Source organism: Kitasatospora sp. NPDC038210 (assembly GCF_055600605.1).
Genome location: NZ_JBVJYK010000007.1, coordinates 392661 through 415774 on the forward strand (window position 1 = coordinate 392661; position 23114 = coordinate 415774).

The following is a 23114-nucleotide window of genomic DNA, read 5'->3' on the forward strand; positions in this document are numbered from 1 at the left end:
GTCGCCGGTCAGATGTTCCTCCTGCAGGTGACGATCGTGCTGCTGCTCGTGGTGGCCGCGGTCGTGGCGCTCCTGGTGGAGTCCCGCAGCGACCGGTTCGCGGCGGCGCGCGACCGCTCGCTCGCCGCGGCCGAGGCGTTCGCCCACAGCCCCGGCCTGGTGGCGACCATGCAGGGCCCCGACCCCAGTGCGGTGCTGCAGCCGCTCACCGAGGCGGCCCGCAAGGACGCCAACGTCGACTTCATCGTGGTGACCGACCGGAACGGCATCCGCTACACCCACCCCGAGCCCGAGCAGATCGGCAAGAAGTTCGTCGGCACCATCGGGCCGTCGCTGCACGGCCTGGTCACCGTCGAGCAGGTGCACGGCCCGCTCGGCCTGGAGTACCAGGTGGTCGTCCCGGTGGAGGACGGCCACGGCGGGGTCGTGGGCATCGTGTCCGCCGGCATGAAGGTCGCCAACGTGAGCAGCGCGATCGACCGCCAGCTGCCGGTCGTCCTCGGCGCGGGCACCGTCGCGCTGGGCCTGGCCACGGCCGGGACGGCGCTGATCAGCAGACGACTCCTGCGGCAGACCCACGGCCTGGGGCCGGAGGAGATGACCAGGATGTACGACCACCACGACGCGGTGCTGCACTCCGTGCGCGAGGGCGTGGCCATCGTCGGCGGCGACGGCCGGGTCCTGCTCGCCAACGACGAGGCGCGCCGGCTCCTGGACCTGCCACCCGACGCGGAGGGGCGGCCCGTCACCGACCTCGGCCTCGACCCGCGGACGACCGAACTGCTGCTGTCCGAGAGCGCGGTCACCGACGAGGTGCTGCCCGTGGGCGAGCGGCTGCTGGCCGTCAACAACCGGCCCACCGACAGCGGGGGAGGCCCTCCCGGCAGCGTCACCACGCTGCGGGACTCCACCGAGCTGCGCGCCCTGGCGGGGAAGGCCGAGGTGGCCCGCGGCCGGCTGAGCCTGCTGTACGACGCGAGCTTGGCCATCGGCACCACCCTGGACGTCCGGCGCACCGCCGAGGAACTCGCCGAACTGGCCTCCCGGGAGTTCTGCGACTACGCCACCGTGGACCTCGCCGAGGAGGTCCTGGCCGGCGAGGAGCCGCGGACCCTGTCGGTCGGCACCCCGGTGGAGCTGCAGCGCGTGGCCGTCGCCGGCATCCGGGACGACTCGCCGCTGTACCGCCCGGGGGAGCTGGTCACCTGGGCCGGGAGCACCCCGCACGCGGCGGGCTTCGTCAGCGGGCACTCCGCGCTGGTGCCCGACGTCGAGGCCGACGCCGGGTGGCGCCGGCAGGACTCCGAGCGCACCCAGGCCGTCCTGGACTTCGGCCTGGTGTCGCTGATCGCCGTCCCGCTGACGGCACGGGGCGTGCTGATGGGCGTGGCCTGTTTCTGGCGCGGCCGGGACCGGGGCCGCTTCGAGGAGGACGAGCTGTCCCTGGCCGAGGAGCTGGCCGCCCGGGCCGCCGTGTCCGTCGACAACGCCCGCCGCTTCACCCGCGAGCACACGATGGCCGTCACCCTGCAGCACAGCCTGCTGCCGCGCGCGCTGCCCGAGCAGAGCGCCCTGGACGTCGCCTACCGGTACCTGCCCGCCCAGGCCGGGGTCGGCGGCGACTGGTTCGACGTCATCCCGCTGCCGGGCGCCCGGGTCGCCCTCGTCGTCGGCGACGTGGTCGGCCACGGCATGCACGCGGCCGCGACCATGGGCCGGCTGCGCACCGCCGTCCAGAACTTCTCCACGCTCGACCTGCCGCCGGACGAGCTCCTCGGGCACCTGGACGAACTGGTCGCCCACCTGGACCAGGAGGCGGCCGCGGCCGGCGGTGAGCTCGCGATCACCGGCGCCACCTGCCTCTACGCGATCTACGACCCGAGCACCGCCACCTGTGCGCTGGCCCGGGCGGGCCACCCCCCGCCCGCCCTCGTCCACCCGGACGGCACGGTGGAGCTGCTGGGCCTGCCCGCCGGTCCGCCGCTCGGCCTGGGCGGGATGCCCTTCGAGGCCGTGGAACTGCGACTGCCGCCGGGCAGCAGCCTGATCCTCTACACCGACGGCCTGGTCGAGGACCGCACGCGCGACATCGGGGCCGGGCTGGACCTCCTCACGGGCGTCCTGAGCGGCTCCGAGCGGTCCCCCGAGGAACTCTGCGACGCCGTGCTGGACGCCCTGCTGCCCGCCCGCCAGAGCGACGACATCGCCCTCCTCGCCGCCCGCACCCGCGTGCTGGAGCCGGACCGGACCGCCGAGTGGGCGGTGGAGTCGGCTCCGGAGGCCGTGGCCCGGGTCCGCGCCGAGGCCACCCGGCAGCTCGCCGCGTGGGGCCTGGACGAGGCCGGCTTCGTCACCGAGCTGGTGCTCAGCGAGCTGGTGACCAATGCCATCCGCTACGGCACCGAGCCGATCCGGGTGCGGCTGCTGTACGACCGCACGCTGATCTGCGAGGTCTCCGACAGCAGCAGCACCGCTCCGCACCTGCGCTACGCGGTCGAGGACGACGAGGGCGGCCGCGGCCTGTTCCTCGTCGCCCGGCTCACCGAACGCTGGGGCGTCCGCTACACCCCCGCCGGAAAGATCATCTGGGCCGAGCAGTTCCTCTGACGGACCGCCGGTCCCGGGCGGGCGGCGGGGGGCGGAGGCGCGCCCTACGCCCCCTCGCCCAGTCCGGACAGGTCGACGTTCCATTCGAAGTCCCCGGCCGGGCGGGCGGTGATGGCCGCCTCCTGCTCGGGGTTCTCGGGGTCGAACTCCGAGACGATGGTGTGGGTGACCTCGGGGCTGGTCCAGGCCTCCAGGTTCCGGTTCCAGGGGCCGTTGTTCCTGGCGACCTTCCAGCGGAACGAGACGGTGTAGGACTTCAGCCAGTACCCGGACGTCATCTTCACCGTGGTGGAGAAGCCGGGGTTGTCGTTGAAATCGATCTTGTCCTGGCCGTCGGTGATGACCGAGTTGGTGTACTTGGGCCGGTAGGGGCCGTCCTGGACCCACGCGCGGCTGGAGGGGTGTTCGCCGTACCCGTCCTCCGACTCGATGATCTGCACGTTGGAGTCGCGGACCTCCTGCCAGAAGTGGTAGTTGCTGGAGACCCGCTGCGGGGCGCCCGCCGGGTTCTTCAGCCGCGCGACCTGCTGGAACCCGATCGACTGAGCGGCGTGCAGCCGCTGGTTCGCCGGCCCTTCGTAGCTCGACTCGAACTCCAGGGTGGGCCGGTTGAGGTCGAGGTTCTCCGCGCGGGCCTTGCCCCGGGTGCGGCGGCCGGAGGGCGGACTGCTCCCCCTGACCTCGGCGGTGTCCGCGTTCCGCTTGGGGGGCATCCGCTGCACCGCCGCCCCGGCGCGGGCGGACGGGCCGGTGTGGGCCTCGGCCTCCGCCTCCGTTTGCGCGGGCGGGGTCGACAGCGCGCGGACGGCGTTGGCCTCCGCCTCGCGCTCGTAGCGGTCCGAGGGGTCGGAGACCCGCAGACCGTCGCCGCGGTCGGTGCCGGCGACCGGCCCCCGGCGCTGCTGGATGACGTGGGTGAGTTCGTGCGCCAGGGTGTGGCGGTCGCCGCCGCCCGCGCCGAGGACCACGTGGTTGCCCGAGGTGAAGGCGCGGGCGCCGATCTCGGCCGCGGAGGCGTCGGCCGTGCTGCCCGTGTGCAGCCGTACGTCGGAGAAGTCCGCGCCGAGGCGGGACTCCATGTCGCGGCGGGTGCTCCCGTCCAGCGGGCGTCCGGCGGTCCGCAGCACCTGGTGCACCAGGGAACGCTGGAGCGGCAGTTCGTCCTGGTCGGCGCTGCCGCCGGCGGCGCGCCGCTGCTGGACCAGGCGGGTCACCGCGGCGTTCCCGATGGTCCGTTGCAGGGCGAGGGCCGCGCCGGCCCCGGCGCCGGACCGGACGGCGCGGGTGGCGGCGGGGGAGGGGGCCCGGGTGGCCCGTCGGTCGGGTTCGTGAGCGCGCACGGCGATCGGGTTCCTTCCTCCTGGCGGCGGTTACGGCGGTTGCTGCGGTTGCTGGTCGGCCCGGGTGCGGCCGCCGGTGACGCCCGGTGCGGGAAGGGCACCACGCCACGGTCGGCCCGACGGGCCGTCAGCGTTGCACGGGGCAGACTTCGCCGTCCGCGGGGGACGGACCGGTTGCCCTCGGGGGCAGGCGCGGTTGCCCTACGGGGACAGGCGGGCAGAGCTGGTGCGGTCCGGGCGGGTCGTCGGCGGGTGCCCGGACCAGCGACGGAACCCGCTGGGTGTTGACATGGTCACGGGATGTGGGAGGAGATACGGGAGGGGGAGAGATCGGGGACGAACGGGCCGTGAGGGATTCGTCGACATCGTTGGGTCGTCCGGCGCGCCCTTCCCGGGCCGGACGCCCGGGAAGGGAAGGTAGTCCTGCACACCGAATCAGTTCCCCTGCCTGATGTCGCTCAGCGTGCCGCTGAGGTTGAGGAGTTCGTGGCAGGTGGACGCCTGCTTGCCCGAGGCCGGAGTGCCCGGGGACTCGCAGGTCACGTTCGCCGTCACGGTCTGGTCCTCGGGGACCTGGATGGGAGTCACCCAGTGGTAGTCCTGGTTGCGGAAGGTCTCCAACGCGATGGTCGTGATCGTCTGATTGCCGGCCGTGATGGTCAATAGACCTTGGTCACCCTGGAAGTTGGCGGCCACGATGTCCGTGATGTCGAAGACCTTGCCGTGCGGCACCTGGTAGGTGCCCACGGCGTTCCCGGCGTTCGCGGTCTGCACGTCGATCGTGGCGGAACTCTGCAGTCCCGTCCCCGGCACCGCCAGGCCCGGACCGCCGCGGGAGCCGGGGGCCGGCTGCCCGCCGCCCGGCTTGGCCTGGCCGCCCGGACTGCCCGCGGAGGGGTTCCCGGCGGAGGGGGCCGTCGGCGCGCCGCCGTCCGGGCCACCGGCGGACGGCGCCGGGGCGGGGGAGGCGCTCTGCTGGGCGACGGCCTTCTCGGCGGCCTGCTTGGCGGAGCTGCGCACCGCCGGGCGGACCAGGGCGAACCAGGCCAGCAGCAGCGCGATCAGCGCTGCCAGGAGAGCGAGCAGCCACTTGGGGAGGATCGGCAGTTGAATGAACTCGCCGTCCAACAAAGGTTTCTGAATGACAGTCGGATGGTCCGGACGGGCGACGGCCCCGGCCGGGCCGTTCCCGGCGGCGCCCCTGCCGCTCGTGGCGTTGCCGTCCGCGCCCTGGCCGTTCGCCGCCCTGCCGTCCGTGCCCTGGCCGCCGGTGCCCGCGCCGTCCGGGCCCTTGCCGGCCGCGGGCTCCTCCGGGCCGACCGTGACCTCGAAGGGCCAGGACGTCGGCTTGCCGAACCAGACCAGCTTGCGGGCGCGCGCCTGCAGGCGCAGCTCGCCGGACTCACCGGGCTGCAGGCCGAGCCGTTCCGGGGTGACCCGGAACCTCAGGTCCTCGCCGTCCTGCCCGGGGGTCAGCGCCACGGTGCCGGGGGTGTTCCCCAGGTTGCGCACCGAGGTCCGGTAGCGTCCGCGCAGCCAGCCGCGACGGCGGCGTGGTGCGAGGGCGGCCTGCAGCTCGTGGAACGGGGTCACGGTGACGGTGGCCTCCGGGACCGTCACCAGCTCGGGGCGTTCGGCCGGCAACACCCGGATGCCGAGCGGGAACTCGCCGGCCCGCGCGGCGGGCGAACGCGGCGGGGCCAGGCGCACCGTCACCGTCTCGGACGTCCCCGGGAACAGCGAGACCCGGGCCGGCTCCACGGTCGTCCACGCAGCACAGTCGCCGACCACCTCCAGCGTGTACGCCTCAACGATGTCGAGATCGTTGCGTACCGTCAGGGTCGTGGTGGCCACGCCACCGGGCGCCACCGTCATTGCGGGCAGGCCGAGTTCGGCGGATGTGGTCATAGCGTGACGGTAGGGCCGCGTCACGCTCCGAGGAGAGGTCCGTGCGGGCAAGCTGTGGGCACACCCCTTGCCCGTGCGGACCGACCGCCCTTGCCCGGCACCGTCGGTACGCACCCGTCGGCCCGGCCGGCCCGGGCGGAGTACGGACCGCGAAGACCCGCGGTCGGCTCCGCCCCGCGGCAGCCGGCCGCCCGCCCCTCCGGACCGACGACGGCCCCGCCCCGCAGCGAGCGGCCGTCACCAGCACAGTTACCCTTGAGATTTGGAGCAGTTCGATGACGTCGACCGACACCTCCCGTCCATGCCGTGAGGAAACCGTTGCCGCCCGCCGGACAGTGCCGCCGCAGGCGTCCGCCGCCGGCCGGTCCACCAGCGGCCTGCGTTCGACCGGCGGCCCCCGGCCCTTCGGCACCGCCCGTACCTCCGGGGCCGGCGGGGCCGCCTCCCACCCCCGCGGCAAGCCGGCCCAGGTGCGCGTCGCGGTGTACGCCGAGGACCTCATCCTGCAGACCGGCGTGGTCCAACAGCTGCGCCAGCGGCCCGAGGTGGAGCTGCTGAGCGAGAGCGAGGCGGCGCAGGCCGAGGTCTCCCTGCTGGTCGTCGACGCCATGACCGAGGCGGTGGCCGAGCACCTGCGCCGGCTGCGGCTCGCCACCTCGGGCGCGATAGGCCTGGTGGTGGGGCAGTTCGAGGCCGGCGGGCTGCAGACGATCGTCGAGTGCGGGGTCGCCGCCGTGCTGCGCCGCTCGGAGGCGGACCAGGACCGGCTGGTGCACCTCATCACCGCCCTGGCCAACGGCGAGGGGGTGATGCCCGGGGACCTGCTCGGCGAACTGCTCGACCGGATCGGGATGCTCCAGCGGACCATGCTCGACGGCCGGGGCCTGACCCTGTCGACCCTGACCGCCCGGGAGGCGGAGATGCTCCGGCTGGTCGCCGAGGGCTTCGACACGAGTGAGATCGCCGCCAAGACCTCCTACTCCGAACGCACCGTCAAGAACGTTCTGCACGAGATCATCACGCGGCTGGGACTGCGCAACCGGGCGCACGCGGTGGGGTACGCCATGCGGCGCGGCCTGATCTGAGGGGCCGAGGGCCGTGGCGGCCTGCCCTTCGGGGACACCGGTCGTTACCCCCGGCTCGGGTGTCCGGGCTCTGTTCCCGGGTGCCCGGGCCGGGGAGACTGACGGCCAGACCGCCCCTGCCATCCTGAGAGGTCGAGCGTGATCGGCGCCACCGGCACTCCCCGCTCCATCCGGCGGCCGGCCCGGGCCGCCGTCGCGGTCCTGCTCGCCCTGGCGGCGGCCGTGCTGACCCTGGGCTCAGCCGCCCCCGAGGGGCGGAGCGTCCCCGCAGCCCCGGCCGCCGCGGTCGATCCGGCCGCCGGACGGATCGTCTACGCCGGCACCAACCACCGCGGCCTCGGCCGGGTGACCGGTGCCGACGCGAGCACCCCGCTGTTCGGGCCAGGCCCGATCCACTTCGACCGGGACCCCTCGGCCCGCGGCGACGAGCTGGTCTTCACCAGCCTGCGGGACGGCCAACTGCCCCAGGTCTACCTGCGCGACGCGGCCGGCGCGGTGCACAAGCTCACCAGCGGCATGGACACCTCCCAGCCCGCGCTCGCCCCGGACGGCAAGGCCGTCGTCTTCGTCGCCCTGGAGCCCACTGCGACACCCGGCAGGTCCCAGAGCGTCCTGTGGGTGGTCAACCGGGACGGCAGCGGGCTGCGCCGGCTGACCGACGGCGCGGCCGACGAGACGCACCCGACCGTCTCGCCCGACGGCAAGTGGGTCGCGTACTCCTGCACCGGCGACCCGGCGCACCGCCAGATCTACCTGCGGCCGTTCGCCGGCGGTGCGCCCGTCAAGATCACCGACGTGACCGACGGCGACGCCGTCGACCCGACCTGGAACCCGCTGAACGACGACGAGCACCGCAACCAGATCGTCTACACCTGGGACCAGGGTGCCCAGGGCCGGACCCTGAGGCTCACCTCGCCCACCGGCGGGGACAAGGCGTTCTTCCTCCGCACCGGCTCCACCTGGAAGACCGGCTCCGCCGCCTGGCTGGCCGACGGCACCGGGGTGCTCTTCCTCAGCGCCGACCGGCTCCCCCAGAACCCCCCGGCCGACCCTCCGCCGCCGCCCGTGGTCAACCTGTACCGCGCACCCACGTGCTCCTGCGACGACCCCAAGCCGCTCTACAGCACCGACCGGCTGATCGCCGCGCCGACCTGGCTCGGCAACCAGAAGGACGGCGGGCCGGTGGTGGAGCAGACCAGCGCCTCCGCCGCCAACGTCGCCGACCTGCAGGACGTCCGCCCCGACGGGGCCGACCCGCGCGACCTGGGCATCAGCGTGCTCAGGGAGGACCCGGCCGCCGACACCAACACCGACCCCGCCCCGGGCGCCGACCCGCTCTTCCACCCCCGCCCCGGCTACGACCCGTGGTTCGAGCGGCAGGCCTACACGCCCGACGGCCGGCAGATCGTGGTCACCCGCTACGAGGACTCGCCGGCCGGGCGGATCCAGCGGATCTGGCTGGCCGACGCCGACGGCGCGAACCCGCACCCGATGAACCTGGCCGGACGCCGCCCGCTGGACCGGGACACCGACCCGTCCGTCTCACCGGACGGCCGGCTGATCGTGTTCAGCCGCAGCTCCCCGGGCGGCGGCCAGGAGCCGGCCCGCCCGGGCCGGATCCTGATCGCCCAGGTGTCCACCGGGGCGATCGTCGGCACCGTCGAACCGCCGGCCGGCGAGCCGGGCGCCTCGGACGGCCAGCCCTTCTGGTCCCCCGACGGCAAGCTGATCGTCTTCTCCCGGAGCGAGGTGATCAACGGCAACCCGGGCAACCTGCACCTGTGGACCGTCCCCGCCGACGACCTCGCCCGGCAGTCCGACCTGAGCCGGACGGCCTGCCCGGGCAGCTGCAACGTCATCGACGACAGCCCCGCGTTCTCGCCCGACGGCCGGCGCATCGCCTTCAACCGCAAGGCCGGCGACGGCGGGAACAACCATCGGGACGGCGTGCTGGTCGTCTCGCCCACCGGCGGCGACTGCACCGTGATCCTGCCCGCCGCACTGCGCGGGCAGAAGGACGCCTGCACCCGGCCGCTGCCGGAGACCTCCGACGCCGGCCCCTTCCAGCCCCGCGACGTCGCCTGGACGGCGAACGGCGCGCAGCTGGTGCTCACCTCCCGCCGCGCCCTGCCGCCCAACTCGCCGGAGGGGCTGGCCGTCTACGACCTCGCGGCCGGCACGCTCACCCCGCTCGACCGGCGGCTGCCGGGACGCCAGAAGGAACCGGCCGTCCAGCAGTCCGTCGACCTGGCACTGAGCGCACCCGAGCGGACCCCCGCCGTCCCCGTCGACGGCGGCACCGACGTGACGATCACCGTCACCAACAAGGGCCCGGCGCCCTCACCCGGCACCGTCCTCACGGCCTCGGTGCCCACCGGCGCCCGGCTCGGCACGCTGACCACCCCGGTCGGGCAGTGCGACGCGGGCGCCCTGCGCTGCGACCTCGGCACCCTGGCACCGGGCGCGGTGGTCCGGGTCACCGCCCGGCTGATCGGCACCCGCACCGGCACGCAGGAGTTCGGCTGGACCGTCACCGGGACGGTGGCCGACCCGAACCCCGGGGACGACTCCGCCCGGACCTTCCTGCCGGTGCTCGACCCGCCGACCCCCTCGCCCACGCCGTCGCCGTCCGCCTCACCGACCCCGACCCCGACGCCCACCCCGGCCCCGACAGCGTCCACCACGCCCGCGCCCGCACCGCCGCCGCCACCACCCCCTGCGCCCGCCCCGGCCCCGCCGCAGGCCGGCCCCGGCGTAGCGGTCGACGCCCAGCCGGACCCCGGCTACGTCGGCGGCCACGTGACCGTCAGCTACACCGTGCGCAACACCGGCCAGGCCCTCGCGACGGGGCTGCGCCTGACCCTCGGCCTGCCCGCCGGAGTGCCCACCGAGGCACTGCCGCCCGGCTGCCGTACCGGGGGCTGCGCACTGGCCGACCTGGCGCCCGGCGGCAGCCAGGTGGTCCGGGTGGTGCTGTCACCCGAGGCGCCGTTGCAGACCACCATCACCGCGGAGCTGACCACCACCGGCACCGACGCCACCCCCGGACCGCACCGGGCGAGCACCCCGCTGCGCATCCTGCAGCCCCGCATCGTCGCGGTGCCGCCGATCGGCAAGCCCGGCTTCGTCACCTCCGTGCGCGGCGTGGACTTCCCGCCCGGCGTGCCGGTGCGGTTCACCTGGCAGCCCGGCATCACCGCCGCCGCCGCGCCCACCTACCCGCGGGCCGACGGGACCTTCGCCGGCCAGCTGCTCATCCTCCCCAAGGACGAGACCGGCCCGCGGACCATCACCGCCGACGGCCCCGGGTTCTCGCCGGTCACCACGCCCTTCCTCGTGGTGGAGGGCAACATCGGCCCGCCGGGGGAGGTGGAGCGACGGTGATCCACGAGGTCGACGAGGCGCTGCGGCTGCTGCTCGCCGAGGCCGGGCTGCCCGAACGCGGGGTCGAGGTGGTCTTCGACGCGCCCACCCGGGACTTCGCCGCCCGGCGCACCGCGCCGACGGTCAGCGTCTTCCTCTACGGGATCCGCGAGGAGACCGACCGGCGGCAGGCCGGCGCCGTCGCGGAGTACGACGAGGACGGCCTGGTCGTCGGCCACCGGGCCGCGCCCCGGTGGTTCGAGCTGGCCTACCTGGTCACCGTCTGGACCAACCGGCCGCAGGACGAGCACCGGCTGCTGGCCGAGGTGCTGCAGTGCCTGACCGCCGTGGACGCGCTGCCCGCCCGGACGCTCACCGGCGCGCTCGCCCGGCTCGGACTCACCGTCGGGCTCGACATCGCCGGGCGCGACACCGGCCTGCCGTCGGTCTCGGACGTCTGGTCCGCGCTCGGCGGGGAGCTGCGGCCGTCGATCGACCTCAGGGCGCTCGCCCCGCTGCCCGGCGGGTACAGCCCTGCGGGGCCGCCGGTCACCGAGGGCCTGGTGCTGCACGTCGAGGACACCGGGCGGGAGGCCGGGTCCGGCCCCCGGGAGGGCACCGCACCCGCGGACGGCCCCGGCCGCCGACTGCGCTACCACGGCGGTACGGACCCCGGACCGGACGGCTTCGCCGCGCCCCGGGACCGCGAGCTGCCGCCCGGCCGCCGGGCACGGGGCAGGGCGCGATGAGCCTCGACCTCGGACCGGCCGCGCCGGCGGCGGTGACCACGGTGGTTCCGGACAGCCCGGACAGCCCGGACAGCCCGGACGTGCCGGCCGGCGCCGATCACCTCTGGGTACGGCTGCACCGAATCGAGCAACGGATCCGGACCGCGGTGCGCGAGCGCCGGGCCGACGACCCGGATCCGGACGACCCGTACCGCGGCCAGTACCTCAGCCCGGAGGCGGTGGAGCGGATCCTCGCGGCGTCCGGCGCGGCCCTCCGCGGCGGCGACGCCCCCGAGGACCGGCCGGCGCCGCCGCCCGGCTCGCGGCTCGCCCGGCTCTGCGCGGCCTTCGGCCTGCTCCCGGTGGACCTCGAACTCCTGCTGGTGGCCCTCGCCCCCGACCTCGACACCCGCTTCGAACAGTTCTACGGCTACCTCAACGACGACCTGACCAGGCGCCGGGCGACCGTCGGGCTGGCGCTCGAACTCTGCGGGCTGTCGGGAGCCGGCGCCGGCCGCTTCCGGTTCGCCGCCCGGGCCCCGCTGATCGCCGGCGGCCTGCTGGAGGTCGCCGAGCCCGAGCGCCCGCTGCTCTCCCGCACCCTGCGGGTGCCGGACCGGGTGACGGCCCATCTGCTCGGCGACGACGAGCCGGACGGCGCGCTCACCGGGCTGGCCCGACGAGCCGCCCCCGGGGCGGTCGCCCGCGCCGGAGCCTTCGCGGAACTCGTCGACCGGGTGCGCGCGGCCGCGGCGGACGGCGGACCGGTGCACCTGCTGGACCGGGACGGGCACGCCGGACCGCCGGCGGCGGCCGCCCTCGCAGCCGGTGGCCGGCCGGCCCTGGTCGTCGACGCGGCCGCGCTGGCCGCCCACCCGTCGGCGGGCGTCGTCCGGGTGCTCGCCCGCGAGGCCCGGCTGAGCGGGGGCGGTGTGGTGCTCGGGCCGCTGGACCGGCTGGAACCCGAACGGCCCGAGCGGGCAGCCCTGTTGCGCGAACTGTGCGCGGCCCTGGCCGGTGTCCCGCTGATCGTGCACGGCCCGCAGGTGTGGGACCCGGCGTGGTCGCGGGAGAGCCCGGTGGTGGTCACCGTCCCGCCGCCGGACGCGCAGGCCCGGGCCGAGCGCTGGGCGCGCGCGCTCGCCGGGGCCCGGACGCCTTCGGGTGGGGAGCCGGGCGGGAAGCCGACCGAGGAACCGGCCGGGGACCTGCCCGGAGAACCGGCCGGAGAGCTGACGGAGGAACTGGCCGAGGCGGTGGCCGCCTACCGGGTGGACCAGGAGAAGCTGGAACGGGCCGCCGCCGTGGCCGCCAGGACGGCGGCCGCCGAGCGGCGCCCGGTGCGCGCCGAGGACGTACGGGCCGCCGTGCGCGCGCAGAACGCCGCGGGCCTGGCCCGGCTCGCCCGGCGGATCGAACCCGCCGTCGGCTGGGACGACCTGGTGCTGCCCGGGCCCACCGCGGGCCGGCTGCGCGAGCTGGTGCTGCGCGCCCGGCACCGCGACCAGGTGCTCGGGCAGTGGCGGATGCGCCCGGGCGGTGGTCGCGGGAACGGCGTGATCGCCCTGTTCGCGGGGGAGTCGGGCACCGGCAAGACGATGTCGGCCGAGGTGGTCGCCGCCGAGCTCGGCATGGAGCTGTACGTCGTGGACCTCTCCACCGTGGTGGACAAGTACATCGGCGAGACCGAGAAGAACCTGGAGCGGATCTTCACCGAGGCCGCGCAGGTGAACGGCGTCCTGCTGTTCGACGAGGCGGACGCGCTGTTCGGGAAGCGCTCCCAGGTCAAGGACGCCCACGACCGCCACGCCAACGTGGAGACGGCCTACCTGCTGCAGCGGATGGAGTCCTTCGAGGGCATCGCCGTGCTGACGTCCAACCTGCGCGCCAACCTCGACGAGGCGTTCACCCGCCGGCTCGACGTCATCGCGGAGTTCCCGCTGCCCGACGAGGCACAGCGGCGGGTGCTCTGGGACCGCTGCCTGGGCCCGAGGCTGCCCCGCGGGGACGACCTCGACCTGGACTTCTGCGCCCGGCACTTCGAACTCACCGGCGGCTCCATCCGGGCCTGCGCGGTCTCGGCGGCCTACCTGGCCGCCGGCACGGGCACCCCGCTGGGCATGGCGCAGCTGGTCGCCGCCGTGGTCGGCGAGTACCGCAAGCTCGGCCGGCTGGTGCTGGAGAGCGAGTTCGGGCCGTGGCTGGGCGTCCTCGGGGAGCCAGGGCGGGGCTGACCCTACCGGCGGGTACCGGGGAGGTGCCCGCCGGGGGCAGTCGTTCTTGCCCTCGCTCCGGGACCTGCGGACATGTCCCCGGACGGTGCCCGGGCAGCAGACTCGGGGACGACTGACCGGCCACCCGAAGGAGCAGGAATGCCGTCGTACCTCACCCCGGGCGTGTACGTGGAGGAGGTCCAGTCCGGTGCCCGGCCGATCGAGGGCGTCGGCACGGCCGTCGCCGCCTTCGTCGGCTTCGCCGAGACCGGCCCCTTCCACGAGCCCACGCTGGTGACCAACTGGGACCAGTACGTCCAACGGTTCGGCGGGTTCACCGAGGGCACCTACCTGGCCCACGCGGTGTACGGCTTCTTCGCCAACGGCGGCGGCTCCGCCTACGTCGTGCGGGTCGGCGACCCGGCCCGGCAGGCGCCCGGCGCCGCCGCCCCCGCCGTGAGCGCGCCCGCGCCCGTCGCGATCTCGGGCTTCCTCTTCTCGGCGCTGCCCGGCGCCGGCGGCGAGGTCTCCGTCGAGATCGCCGACGTGGAGGGCGAGAACGTCCCCGAGGACCGCTTCCGCCTCCTGGTCCGCCGGGGCGCCGAAGTCGTCGAGACCTACGACGTCTCGACCCGCAAGAGCACCAAGGGCTACGTCGTCACCCAGCTGCGGGAGTCCAAGCTGGTCGCCGTCGCCGAGCAGCCCGGCACCGCGCCGAGCCGCCCCGAGCGCCGGACCCACGCCCTCGCCGCCGCCGCCGCGCCCGCCACCGGGCCGGTCGCGGCCGCCGCCCGCCTCGACCCCGCCGAGTACGTCGGCGACGCCGCCGCCCGGACCGGCTTCTCGGGCCTGGAGGCGATCGACGAGATCACCATGGTCGCGGTGCCCGACCTGATGAGCGCCTACCAGCGCGGCGACATCGACGCCGAGGGCCTGCGCACCGTCCAGCTGGCCGTGATGTCCCACTGCGAGCAGATGGGCGACCGGATCGCCGTCCTGGACCCGCCGCCCGGCCTCAACGCCCAGCAGATGCGCACCTGGCGCAACGACGAGGCGGGCTTCGACTCCCGCTACGCCGCCCTGTACTACCCGTGGATCAAGGTCTTCGACCCGGCGAGCGGCCGCAACGTGATGGTCCCGCCGAGCGGGCACGCCGCCGGGGTGTGGGCGCGCAGCGACGCCGAGCGCGGCGTGCACAAGGCGCCGGCCAACGAGGTCATCCGCGGGGCGGTCGACCTGGAGATCCGCCTCAGCAAGGGCGAACAGGACCTGCTGAACCCGATCGGCGTCAACTGCGTGCGGGCTTTCCCCGGACGCGGCATCCGGATCTGGGGCGCGCGCACCCTCTCCTCCGACCCGGCCTGGCGCTACCTCAACGTGCGCCGGCTCTTCAACTACCTGGAGGAGTCCATCCTCCTGGGGACCCAGTGGGTCGTCTTCGAGCCCAACGACGACCGGCTGTGGTCCAGCATCCGCCGGAACATCACCGCGTTCCTCACGGAGGAGTGGCGGCGCGGGGCGCTGTTCGGCCAGACCGCGGCCGAGGCCTTCTACGTCAAGTGCGACCGCGACAACAACCCGCCGGAGTCCATCGACCTCGGCCAGGTGATCTGCGAGATCGGGGTCTCGCCGGTGAAGCCGGCGGAGTTCGTGGTGTTCCGGCTGTCCCAGTTCTCCGACAGCACGAGCCTCGTCAACGAGTGACCGGCACCCGCACCCGGTACCCGGTCGGACCCCATCGGAAGGTGACAACTAGCCATGGCTGAAGGCGATCCGCTCTCCACACACATCTTCGGCGTCCAACTCGGCGGCTACAACGTCGAGTCCGTCAAGGAGATCAGCAACCTGACGGTCGACCAGGAGGTCGTCGAGTACAAGCAGGTGACCCAGGAAGGGAAACTGATCGTCCGCAAGCAGCCGGGCGCCCGCATGCCCGGCGAGGTGACGATCACCCGCGGCCTCGACAAGAGCAGCGCGTTCTCGAACTGGATCAAGGAGACCCTCAACAACGGGGCGATCAACACCGCGCGGCAGAACCTCACCATCGAGGTCAAGGACACCACCGGTGCCACCCTGCGGCGCATCCAGCTGACCAACGCCTGGGCGAGCCGCTGGGAGGGCCCCACGCTCACCGCCGGCGAGTCCAGCGCCGCGTCGGAGACCGTGACCATCGTGTTCGAGGAGATCAGCGTAGAGTGAGGCGGAAGATCGGCCTGGAGGAACTCCTCGAACGGGCCCCGGCCGCGCAGCACGCCGCGCCGCCGGCACAGCAACCCGCGGGGCCGTCCGGGCCATCCGGGCCGTCCGGCCCCCAACGGCGGGCGCCGCACACCGAGTTCGAGTTCGAGCTGCCGCTCGGCTACGTCGACGACGAGGGCACCGTCCACCGGCACGGCACCATGCGCCTGGCCACCGCCCGCGACGAACTGATGCCGCAGATCGACCTGCGGGTCAAGGAGAACCCGGCCTACCTGAGCGTGGTGCTGCTCAGCCACGTGATCACCAGGCTGGGCGACGTCACCGACGTCCACGCCGGGATCGTCGAGCGGATGTACGCCACCGACGTGGCGTTCCTCCAGGACCTCTACCAGCGGATCAACAGCGAGGGCCACACGCGCGCCGCGGTGACCTGCCCGCACTGTGACGGCGCCTTCGAGGTCGACCTCGCCGGTGGGCGCCTGGGGGAATCGTGACGTACGCGCCTGCTCGGCTGTACGAGGAGATCGCGTACATCGCCTACCACTTCCACTGGCAGCGGGAGGACATCCTCGACCTGACCCACCGTGAACGCGGGCAGTGGGTGCGCGAGATCGCGCGGATCAACACCCGTGTCAGCGAAGGCGGGTGAGTCGGATGGGGCTTCGGGACTGGATCGGCCGCCGGCGGACCGGCGAGGCGGCGGGCGGCCGTACGGGCGGTGCTGCAGCCGGCAGTGCTGCCGGCAGTGCTGCCGACGGCGCCGCGGGCGCGGACGCCGGCTCCGGCCACGGCGCTGACGGCGGCGCCGTTCGGCGTGCCCCGGCGGCGACGGGCGACGGTGGATGGCGCGCGGTACGGCCGCTCGTCCCCACCCTGGCCGGGCCGGCGCACGGCGTCAGCGACGGCCTGCGCTTCCGGTCCCGGCTCGCCTCGTGGCAGGACCCCTCGCTGAGCGGCCCGCTCGGCCACGCGGTCCTCCCGTCCGCCCCGGCGGGGATCCTCCGGGCGATGGCGCGACCGGTCGCGCCGCCCGCCGCCGTCGGGGGCGGGGACGGACTCGCCATGCCGGTGGTCGCGGATGCGCCCGGGGCCGGCGAAGCGCCGCCGACGACGGACCCGGGCGAACCGGGTGCGGCGGCTGCATCGGGTGCGCCGGGGGGAACCGGGCGGGCGCGGGCGGTCCAACGGTCCGCGCCGGTCCGGCGGCTTCCCGTGCGGTCGGCGGCGCGAGCGGCCCGCCCGGACGGGGCCGGCCGGCCCGCGGCTCCGGCCGGCGGTCGGGCGGGCAGTCAGGACGGCGGTCAGGCGCCCGGTCGGGACGGTGGCGTCGGTGGTGGCGATGCCGGCGCTGGTGCGCCGACGCCCGCCGAGGGTGCCGTGACGTCGCCTTCGCGTGACGCGGCGGGCCGGGCCCGCCCGGTACGGCCCCGTCGCGTAGGTGGATCGCTCGTCGTGGCTCGGCGTCCCCGGACCCTGTCCGCGCGTCCGGTGACGGCGCACCCGAGCCGGGACCGGACGGGGGGTGTCGACACCGAACCGCCGAGCCGCGCCACGGATCGGACCGTCGGGGTGGGCTCGCCCGAGCAGGGCGGCGCTGCCGCACGAACGGCCACGGGGGCGGACCGCACTGCTGCGCCCGCGGCTGAGTCCGCGCCTGCGTCTGAGTCCGCGCCTGCGTCTGAGTCCGCGCCTGCGCCTGAGTCCGCGCCTGCGCGGAACGATCGGGCCGGAGGGGCCGTCCAGCGGGCGGCCGCCGCCGGGCCCGCCCGTCCGGTCCTCGGTGCGCCCCTGACCTCCCTCCCCGCGAGCGCTTCACCTTCGCGTTCGTCTTCTCCTTCGCCTTCGTCTTCGCCCGTGATCGCCACCGGACCGCAGGATCGCGACACCGCGTCGGGTGCGCCGGCCATGCCGGTCGTGTCGGCCGCTGCGGCCGGTGTGCTCGGCACGCCGACCGGCGGCGCCGAACAAGGCCGTCCCGACGTCACCCCCGACCGGAGCGCCCGTACGGCCGCCGAGCCGGGCGGTACGGCACCGTCGCGCTCCGGGCGGGGGGCGGCCGGCGCGACACCCGTCCAGCGCGCGCCGTCCGGGGCCGGTTCGTCCTCGCAGGTACCACCGGCATCCGGGTCGTCCTCGTCGACCACCGATCGTGTCGGCCAGAGCCGTCCGGACCCGGCCCCCGCCCGCACTCGTGGGGGCCTGGGTGCGCCGCTCGACGCGCTGCCGCCGACGGCCACCGCGCCGGGCCGCACCGCCCCGCTGCTCGGCGGGCGGGCACCGGTCCGACGGATCACCGGTCCGACGGCGGGCGCTGCCACCGGCGGCACCAGCGGGCGCGCGGCCGAACAGGGCCCACCTGCCACGCCGGCCGCGCCTGCCACGACGCCCCCGGCCGGTGAGGCGATGCCGGTGCAGCGTGCCTTCCGGGCCTCCGGTGACGGCCCTGCGGAGCCGATCGCTGGGCCTCGGGGCGGCGACGGTGGGCGAACCCTGTCTCAGGGACGCCCTGTTGACGGTGCTACGGCAGCGCCTACCGTCCGGCGTTCCGGTGGCGGCTCGGCTCTGCCCGGATCCTCCGCCACCGCCGGCGGGCCGGCGGCCGGCGAGGGGCCGCGTGTGCAGCGCGCCACCCGGCCCGGTGGCGATGCCCCGGCAGGGCCGACCGCCCCTGCCCGGAGCGGTTCGGTCGGCGCGGGTCCCGACGCGCGCACCAGTTCCGGACCAGGTGGGAGTGGACCGGCGGCCGGGGGAGCGGGACGGTCCGAGGTGCCGCCGTCCGGCACCGGTCACGCGCACCGAGCCGGCGCTGCGCCACAGCCCGTCGGCCCTGCGGCCCCGACCCGCCCGGCCGGAGTCCCCGGCCAGGGTGACGCTCCCAGCGGAGCCGGAGCCGGAGCCGGAGCCGGAGCCGGAGCCGGAGCCGGAGCCGGAACGGGAACGGGAACGGGAACGGGAACCGGTCGGGTGGTGGCCGCGCGGCCGGTGACCGCGGGGTGGGGTGTCCAGCGGGCCGTGGCACTCAGCGGCCCGAGGCGCGGACTGATCGGCGAGTGCCCGATGAGGTTCACCCTCGCCACCCCGTCGAACTCGCCCGCTCCCGGCGCGCGCAGCGGCCCGAAGCCGCCCGCGCCGGCACCACCCGTGGTGCCGGCCGTCTGGCCCAGGGCGCTCCAGCCGCGTACGGACGGTGAACCGGCTGCCGGATCGGCCACCCAGTCGGCGCCGCGCGACGGCCGGGGGCGTGGATCCTCGGCCGCCGCGCCGCGCTCGCGGCACACGCTCGGCCCGCGCGACGGCGGCGCCGCACCGGTGCCGGGTCGGCCGTCCGCTGCGGGCGCGCTGCGCGGGGTCGCGGGGGCGGTGCAGCGTTCGGCGGCGCACGTCGGCGGTCAGGCCGTGGCCGGTTCCCCGTCTGTGCAGGGGAGTTCGGTGCCGGGCCGGTCGTCCGGACCTGGCGTGGTGCGCGGGCTCGTGGCTGCGGTGCAGCGTTCGCGGGCGCGGCGTCCGTCGGCGCGCGGCGGAGACGGGACGGTGGCTGCCTCCGATTCCCCTTCGGCGCACGGGGGTTCGGCGGCGCAGCCCGTACCCGTGCCCGAGCCCATGCCCGAGCGCCTGTGGCGTTCGTCGGGCCGGAGGGACGGTCGGGCGGGCCCCGGCTCCTCCTCGGGGCACGGCACTCCGGTCCCGCCGGTCGGCACCGTCGGCGCCATCGGGCCGACGGACGCGCCGCGCGTCCGGCCGGGCCGCCCCGACCCGGCGGTCCCGCACACCGGTGGCCCGGTGCCGTCGGCGACACCGCAGCCGCAGCTCGGCGACCCGGGAGCCGATCTCCCGGCCGTGCAGCGTGCCGTCGCACCGGCGGCCGCAGGGAGCCCGGCGCCCGGCCGCTCCGCTGCGTCGTCGGCGGTGGCGGGTGCGCCGCGCCCGCCCGTGGTCCGGCTCGCACCGCCGACGGCGCCGTCGCTCCAGCGGCTTCCGGCGCCCTCCCGGCCCGGGCAGCCCGCTCCGCAGCTCTCCTCGCAGCTTCCCTCGGGATCCTCGTCCTCGCCCGTGGCGCTGCGCACCCTCAGCGCTCCGTCGGCTCCATCTGCTCCGTCCGTACCGTCCGTGCCGGGGGCGTTCGCACCGCCGTCGCCCGGTACGGCGCGGGTGTTGCAGCGGGTGGCGGAGCAGGCGGGCCTGACCGGGGTGCCGTTGACCGCCGTACCGGCCCGTACGCCGACGACCACGGTGCAGGCCGCCCCGCAGACCACCCAGTCCACCCGGCCCGCCCGGACGGCGTCCCCGCCCGACACGGGCGGACCGCCGGTCGAGACGGGCGGTCACGAGCCGGCCGACCTCGACGAACTGGCCCGGCGCCTGGTCGAACCGGTCGGGCGGCTCCTGCGCACCGAACTGCGCAGGGGGAGGGAGCGCGGCGGGCGACCGTACGACGGGCGCCGCTGAGCGCGGACCGCGAGCGGCGGCCGACCGACTCCGGCACCAGCCGGAACGAGGACCCGAAGCAGGAACAGGAACGGGAAACAGGAATCAGGATGCGGAACCCATGACCGACAACATCTTCGCGACGAGTGTGTTCTTCAGCCTGACCATCGGCGGCAACGACCTGGGGGAGTTCACCACCTGCTCGGGGCTCGGCGCCCAGGTCGAGATCGAGCAGTACGCGGAGGGCGGCAACAACGGCTTCGCCTGGCAGCTGCCGGGCCGCATCACCTGGTCGAACATCACGCTCACCCGCGCGGTCACCGCGGACACCGCCAAGATCGCCCGCTGGCTGGGCGAGATCGTCCGGAAGGTCGAGCCGAAGGACGGCGAGATCGTCGCGCTGCGGCCCGACCTGAGCCGGATCGTCGGCTGGCAGGTGCTCGGGATCGTCCCGGTGCGCTGGGAGGGGCCGTCCTTCGACCCCTCCAACTCCCAGGCCGCGATGGAGACCCTGGAGATCGCCCACGTCGGCCTGCGCCCCTCCTGAGGACGCCGAGGTGCCGTCCGGCGGGTCCCACCCGACCGCACTCGGCCGCGCCCCGCACAGCACAGCCGTTCCGACCCAGCTGCCCCCCACCCAGCCGCCCCACCCACGTAAGGAGCACCAGGATGTCCTCGGCGGTCCCCGCGAGCGTCACCCGGGCCCAACTGACCATCATGGAGCCCCCGTCGACGGTCGGCGCCCAGCCCGGCGGAACGCTCGCGCAGCTGCGGCTCCAGTTCAACCCGGCGACCCTGGTGCTGCGCAAGACCACCGAGTGGCGGCGCACGCCGTCCCGGATGGCGGGCGAGTCGGCGCTGCCGGAGTTCGTCGGCAGCGGTCCGCGCTCGCTCTCCCTCGACGTGTTCCTGGACTCGACCGCGACCCACGACAACTCGGTGGAGCGGGCGGTGGAGAAGCTGATGACGGCGTGCGTGCCCACGGCGGCCAGCCTGGCCCGCAAGACGCCGGCCAGCCCGTGGATCCGGCTGGACTGGGGCACCCTGAAGACGACCTCGTTCAACGGGGTGATGACCGGTCTCTCGGTCACCTACACGCTCTTCGACGTCAACGGCAGTCCGCTGCGGGCGGTCTGCTCGCTCACCATCGACGAGGCCAGCGTCGACCCGGCCGGCCAGAACCCGACCTCCGGCTCGCCCGAGGCCCGCAGCACCCACCGGGTGATCGCGGGCGACAGCCTGCCGTTGCTCGCCTGGCGCGCGTACGGGGACGCGACGGCGTGGCGCACCATCGCGGAGGCCAACGACATCGACGACCCGCTGGTCCTGGTGCCGGGCTCGGAGCTGATCGTGCCGGGGATCGACGAGCTCACCCGGGTCGGGCAGTCATGACCACCCCCGAGGCCCGGGGCGGCCGCTCCTTCGCCGCGGATCCGGTCGTCGAGGCGCCGGGCCCGCTGCCGCCGATCTGGGCGACCCAGCTGGTGTCCTGCGACATCGAGGAGAGCGTCGGCCTCCCGGACACCGCTGTCCTGAGCTTCCGGGACGCGGACCACAGCTTCCTCGCCGCGACCGGGATCACCATCGGGACCAAGCTGCGGGTGTCCGTGGTGACGGTGCAGGGGAACACCCGGGTACGGCTGTTCACCGGCGAGGTGACCGCGCTGGAGCTGGAGGTGGACACCACCGGCTCGTACACCGTGGTGCGGGCGTCGGCGGTCACCCACCGCCTGATGCGCGGGCGCCGGGTGAAGGCGTTCCGCAACATGACGACGGCCGACATCGTCCGGGAGGTCGCCTCGGGCGCGGGCCTGCCCTGCGGCCGGATCGACTCCTTCCCGGTCGTCCACCAGCAGCTCTCCCAGGCGAACGTCCCGGACTGGGAGTTCCTGCAGTTCCTGGCGCAGGAGAGCGGGGCCCAGGTGCGGGTGGACGACGACGGTCGGCTGGAGTTCGTCCGGCCCGAGCCCGCCTCCGGGGCGCCGGCGCCCTCCACGCCCGCGCCGCAGAACCCGATGGTCCTGGAGTACGGCCGCAACCTGCTGGAGCTGCGCGGCGTGCTGACCGGCGCCGCCGGTGCGGACACGGTCGAGGCCCGCGGCTGGAACGTCACCACCAAGAGCGCCCTGGTCGCCACCGAGCCGTCGGTGACCTCCCGGACGGTGCTGCCGGGGATGAGCCCCGCGCAGGTGGCCTCCGCGTTCCCCGGCCGGGCCCGGCTGACCGTCGCCGACACCCCGTACCGCACACAGGCGGAGACGACCGCCGTCGCGCGGTCGCTGGCCGCCTCGGTGGCCTCCGGCTTCGGCGAGCTGGAGGCCGTCGTCGAGGGCAACCCGCGGCTGCGGGCGGGCACCGCCGTCGCCCTCGGGAACGTCGGTGCCGCCTTCTCGGGCCGCTACACCGCCACCGGGGTGCGCCACCTGCTCGAACCGTTCCGCGGCTACCGGACCACCGTGGTGGTCAGCGCGTCGCCCGACCGCTCCCTGGCCGGGCTTGTCACCGGCGGCAACGCGCCGCCGCGCGGTCCTCGGATGCCGGGCCTGGCCGTCGCCGTGGTCACCGACGTCCGGGAGCCGGGCGGCGGGCAGCGCGGCTGGGTGAAGCTGAAGTTCCCCTGGCTGGACGACACGTACGTCTCCGACTGGGTGCGCACCGTGCAGTTGGGCGGCCACGGGGGCGGCGGCGTGGTCAGCCCCGAGGTCAACGACGAGGTGCTGGTGGGCTTCGAGCAGGGCGACCTGGACAGCCCGTACGTGCTCGGCGGGCTCTACAACGGCGTCGACCGGCCCTCGCCGCACGACGTACCACTGGTCGACGCGGGCTCCGGCAAGGTCAACCGCCGCTCAGTGGTGTCCCGTTCGGGCCACCGCCTGGAACTGCTGGACGTGCCGGGCGGCGCCTCCGGCGTCCGGCTGGCGAGCGGGGACAAGAAGCTGGAGGTCAAACTCGACCAGCAGAACGGGGAGATCGTCCTGACCGTCCACGGCGTGGGCGGCGCGGCGGGGAGCACGGTGCGCCTCGACTCCGCCGGCATCACCCTCGACGCCGGCACCGGAACGGTGAACGTGCGCGGCGGCTCGGTGACCCTGCGGGGAACGACCGCGGTCACCGTGGACGGCGGCGCCGAGGCCGTGGTCAAGGGAGCGTTCGTGCACATCAATTGACGATAGGTCAGTCAGCAGTCAGCAGTCAGCAGCGAGCAGCGAGCAGCGAGCAGCCGGCGGCCACGTGCCCGCCGGCACC

Annotated in this window: 15 protein-coding genes; 13 read left to right on the forward strand and 2 right to left on the reverse strand. The window is 75.3% G+C overall.

What is annotated here, in order from left to right; translation table 11 throughout:
- The first annotated feature begins 12 nt into the window (after positions 1–12).
- Positions 13–2607: a SpoIIE family protein phosphatase gene (locus ACZ7KX_RS17905; protein ID WP_470327242.1), complete on the forward strand. Its 2595-nt coding sequence runs from the start codon at positions 13–15 to the stop codon at positions 2605–2607.
- 44 nt (positions 2608–2651) lie between these two features.
- On the opposite strand, the gene ACZ7KX_RS17910 is transcribed toward ACZ7KX_RS17905, so the two are convergent.
- A complete protein-coding gene (locus ACZ7KX_RS17910; RefSeq protein ID WP_470327243.1) occupies positions 2652–3947 on the reverse strand; it encodes an eCIS core domain-containing protein in 1296 nt (431 codons plus the stop codon).
- 435 nt (positions 3948–4382) lie between these two features.
- Positions 4383–5855, reverse strand: a complete 1473-nt coding sequence (locus ACZ7KX_RS17915; protein ID WP_470327244.1) for a COG1470 family protein — start codon at positions 5853–5855, stop codon at positions 4383–4385.
- Between the two features lie 275 nt (positions 5856–6130).
- On the opposite strand from ACZ7KX_RS17915, the gene ACZ7KX_RS17920 reads away from it, so the two are divergent.
- The 12 genes from ACZ7KX_RS17920 (at position 6131) to ACZ7KX_RS17975 (ending at position 23035) form a co-directional block, all read left to right on the forward strand.
- Positions 6131–6940, forward strand: a complete 810-nt coding sequence (locus ACZ7KX_RS17920; protein WP_470327245.1) for a helix-turn-helix transcriptional regulator — start codon at positions 6131–6133, stop codon at positions 6938–6940.
- Between the two features lie 138 nt (positions 6941–7078).
- Positions 7079–10324: a hypothetical protein gene (locus ACZ7KX_RS17925; RefSeq protein ID WP_470327246.1), complete on the forward strand. Its 3246-nt coding sequence runs from the start codon at positions 7079–7081 to the stop codon at positions 10322–10324.
- Positions 10321–11052: a Pvc16 family protein gene (locus tag ACZ7KX_RS17930; RefSeq protein ID WP_470327247.1), complete on the forward strand. Its 732-nt coding sequence runs from the start codon at positions 10321–10323 to the stop codon at positions 11050–11052. Before ACZ7KX_RS17925 ends, ACZ7KX_RS17930 begins: the two co-directional genes overlap by 4 nt.
- The gene (locus ACZ7KX_RS17935; protein WP_470327248.1) at positions 11049–13265 is read left to right on the forward strand and encodes an ATP-binding protein; all 2217 of its coding nucleotides are present in this window, start codon (positions 11049–11051) and stop codon (positions 13263–13265) included. The genes ACZ7KX_RS17930 and ACZ7KX_RS17935 overlap by 4 nt, the downstream gene beginning before the upstream one ends.
- A gap of 138 nt (positions 13266–13403) precedes the next feature.
- Positions 13404–14948 carry a phage tail sheath family protein gene (locus ACZ7KX_RS17940; protein WP_470327249.1) on the forward strand — a complete coding sequence of 515 codons (1545 nt, stop codon included), beginning with the start codon at positions 13404–13406 and terminating at the stop codon, positions 14946–14948.
- 54 nt (positions 14949–15002) lie between these two features.
- The gene (locus tag ACZ7KX_RS17945; RefSeq protein WP_350524442.1) at positions 15003–15443 is read left to right on the forward strand and encodes a phage tail protein; all 441 of its coding nucleotides are present in this window, start codon (positions 15003–15005) and stop codon (positions 15441–15443) included.
- A complete protein-coding gene (locus ACZ7KX_RS17950; RefSeq protein ID WP_470327250.1) occupies positions 15440–15937 on the forward strand; it encodes a hypothetical protein in 498 nt (165 codons plus the stop codon). The genes ACZ7KX_RS17945 and ACZ7KX_RS17950 overlap by 4 nt, the downstream gene beginning before the upstream one ends.
- On the forward strand, positions 15934–16092 hold the full coding sequence (locus ACZ7KX_RS17955; protein WP_360509020.1) for a DUF6760 family protein: 159 nt from the start codon (positions 15934–15936) through the stop codon (positions 16090–16092). Before ACZ7KX_RS17950 ends, ACZ7KX_RS17955 begins: the two co-directional genes overlap by 4 nt.
- Before the next feature lie 3512 nt (positions 16093–19604).
- Complete coding sequence (locus ACZ7KX_RS17960; RefSeq protein ID WP_470327251.1) at positions 19605–19889, forward strand: hypothetical protein; 285 nt, start codon at positions 19605–19607, stop codon at positions 19887–19889.
- Positions 19890–19989: 100 nt separating this feature from the next.
- Positions 19990–20415 carry a phage tail protein gene (locus ACZ7KX_RS17965; protein WP_350524446.1) on the forward strand — a complete coding sequence of 142 codons (426 nt, stop codon included), beginning with the start codon at positions 19990–19992 and terminating at the stop codon, positions 20413–20415.
- A 122-nt stretch (positions 20416–20537) separates the two neighbouring features.
- Positions 20538–21260, forward strand: coding sequence for a CIS tube protein (locus ACZ7KX_RS17970; protein ID WP_470327252.1), 723 nt, complete (start codon positions 20538–20540; stop codon positions 21258–21260).
- The gene (locus ACZ7KX_RS17975) at positions 21257–23035 is read left to right on the forward strand and encodes a VgrG-related protein (protein ID WP_470327253.1); all 1779 of its coding nucleotides are present in this window, start codon (positions 21257–21259) and stop codon (positions 23033–23035) included. The genes ACZ7KX_RS17970 and ACZ7KX_RS17975 overlap by 4 nt, the downstream gene beginning before the upstream one ends.
- The last annotated feature ends 79 nt before the right edge of the window (positions 23036–23114 follow it).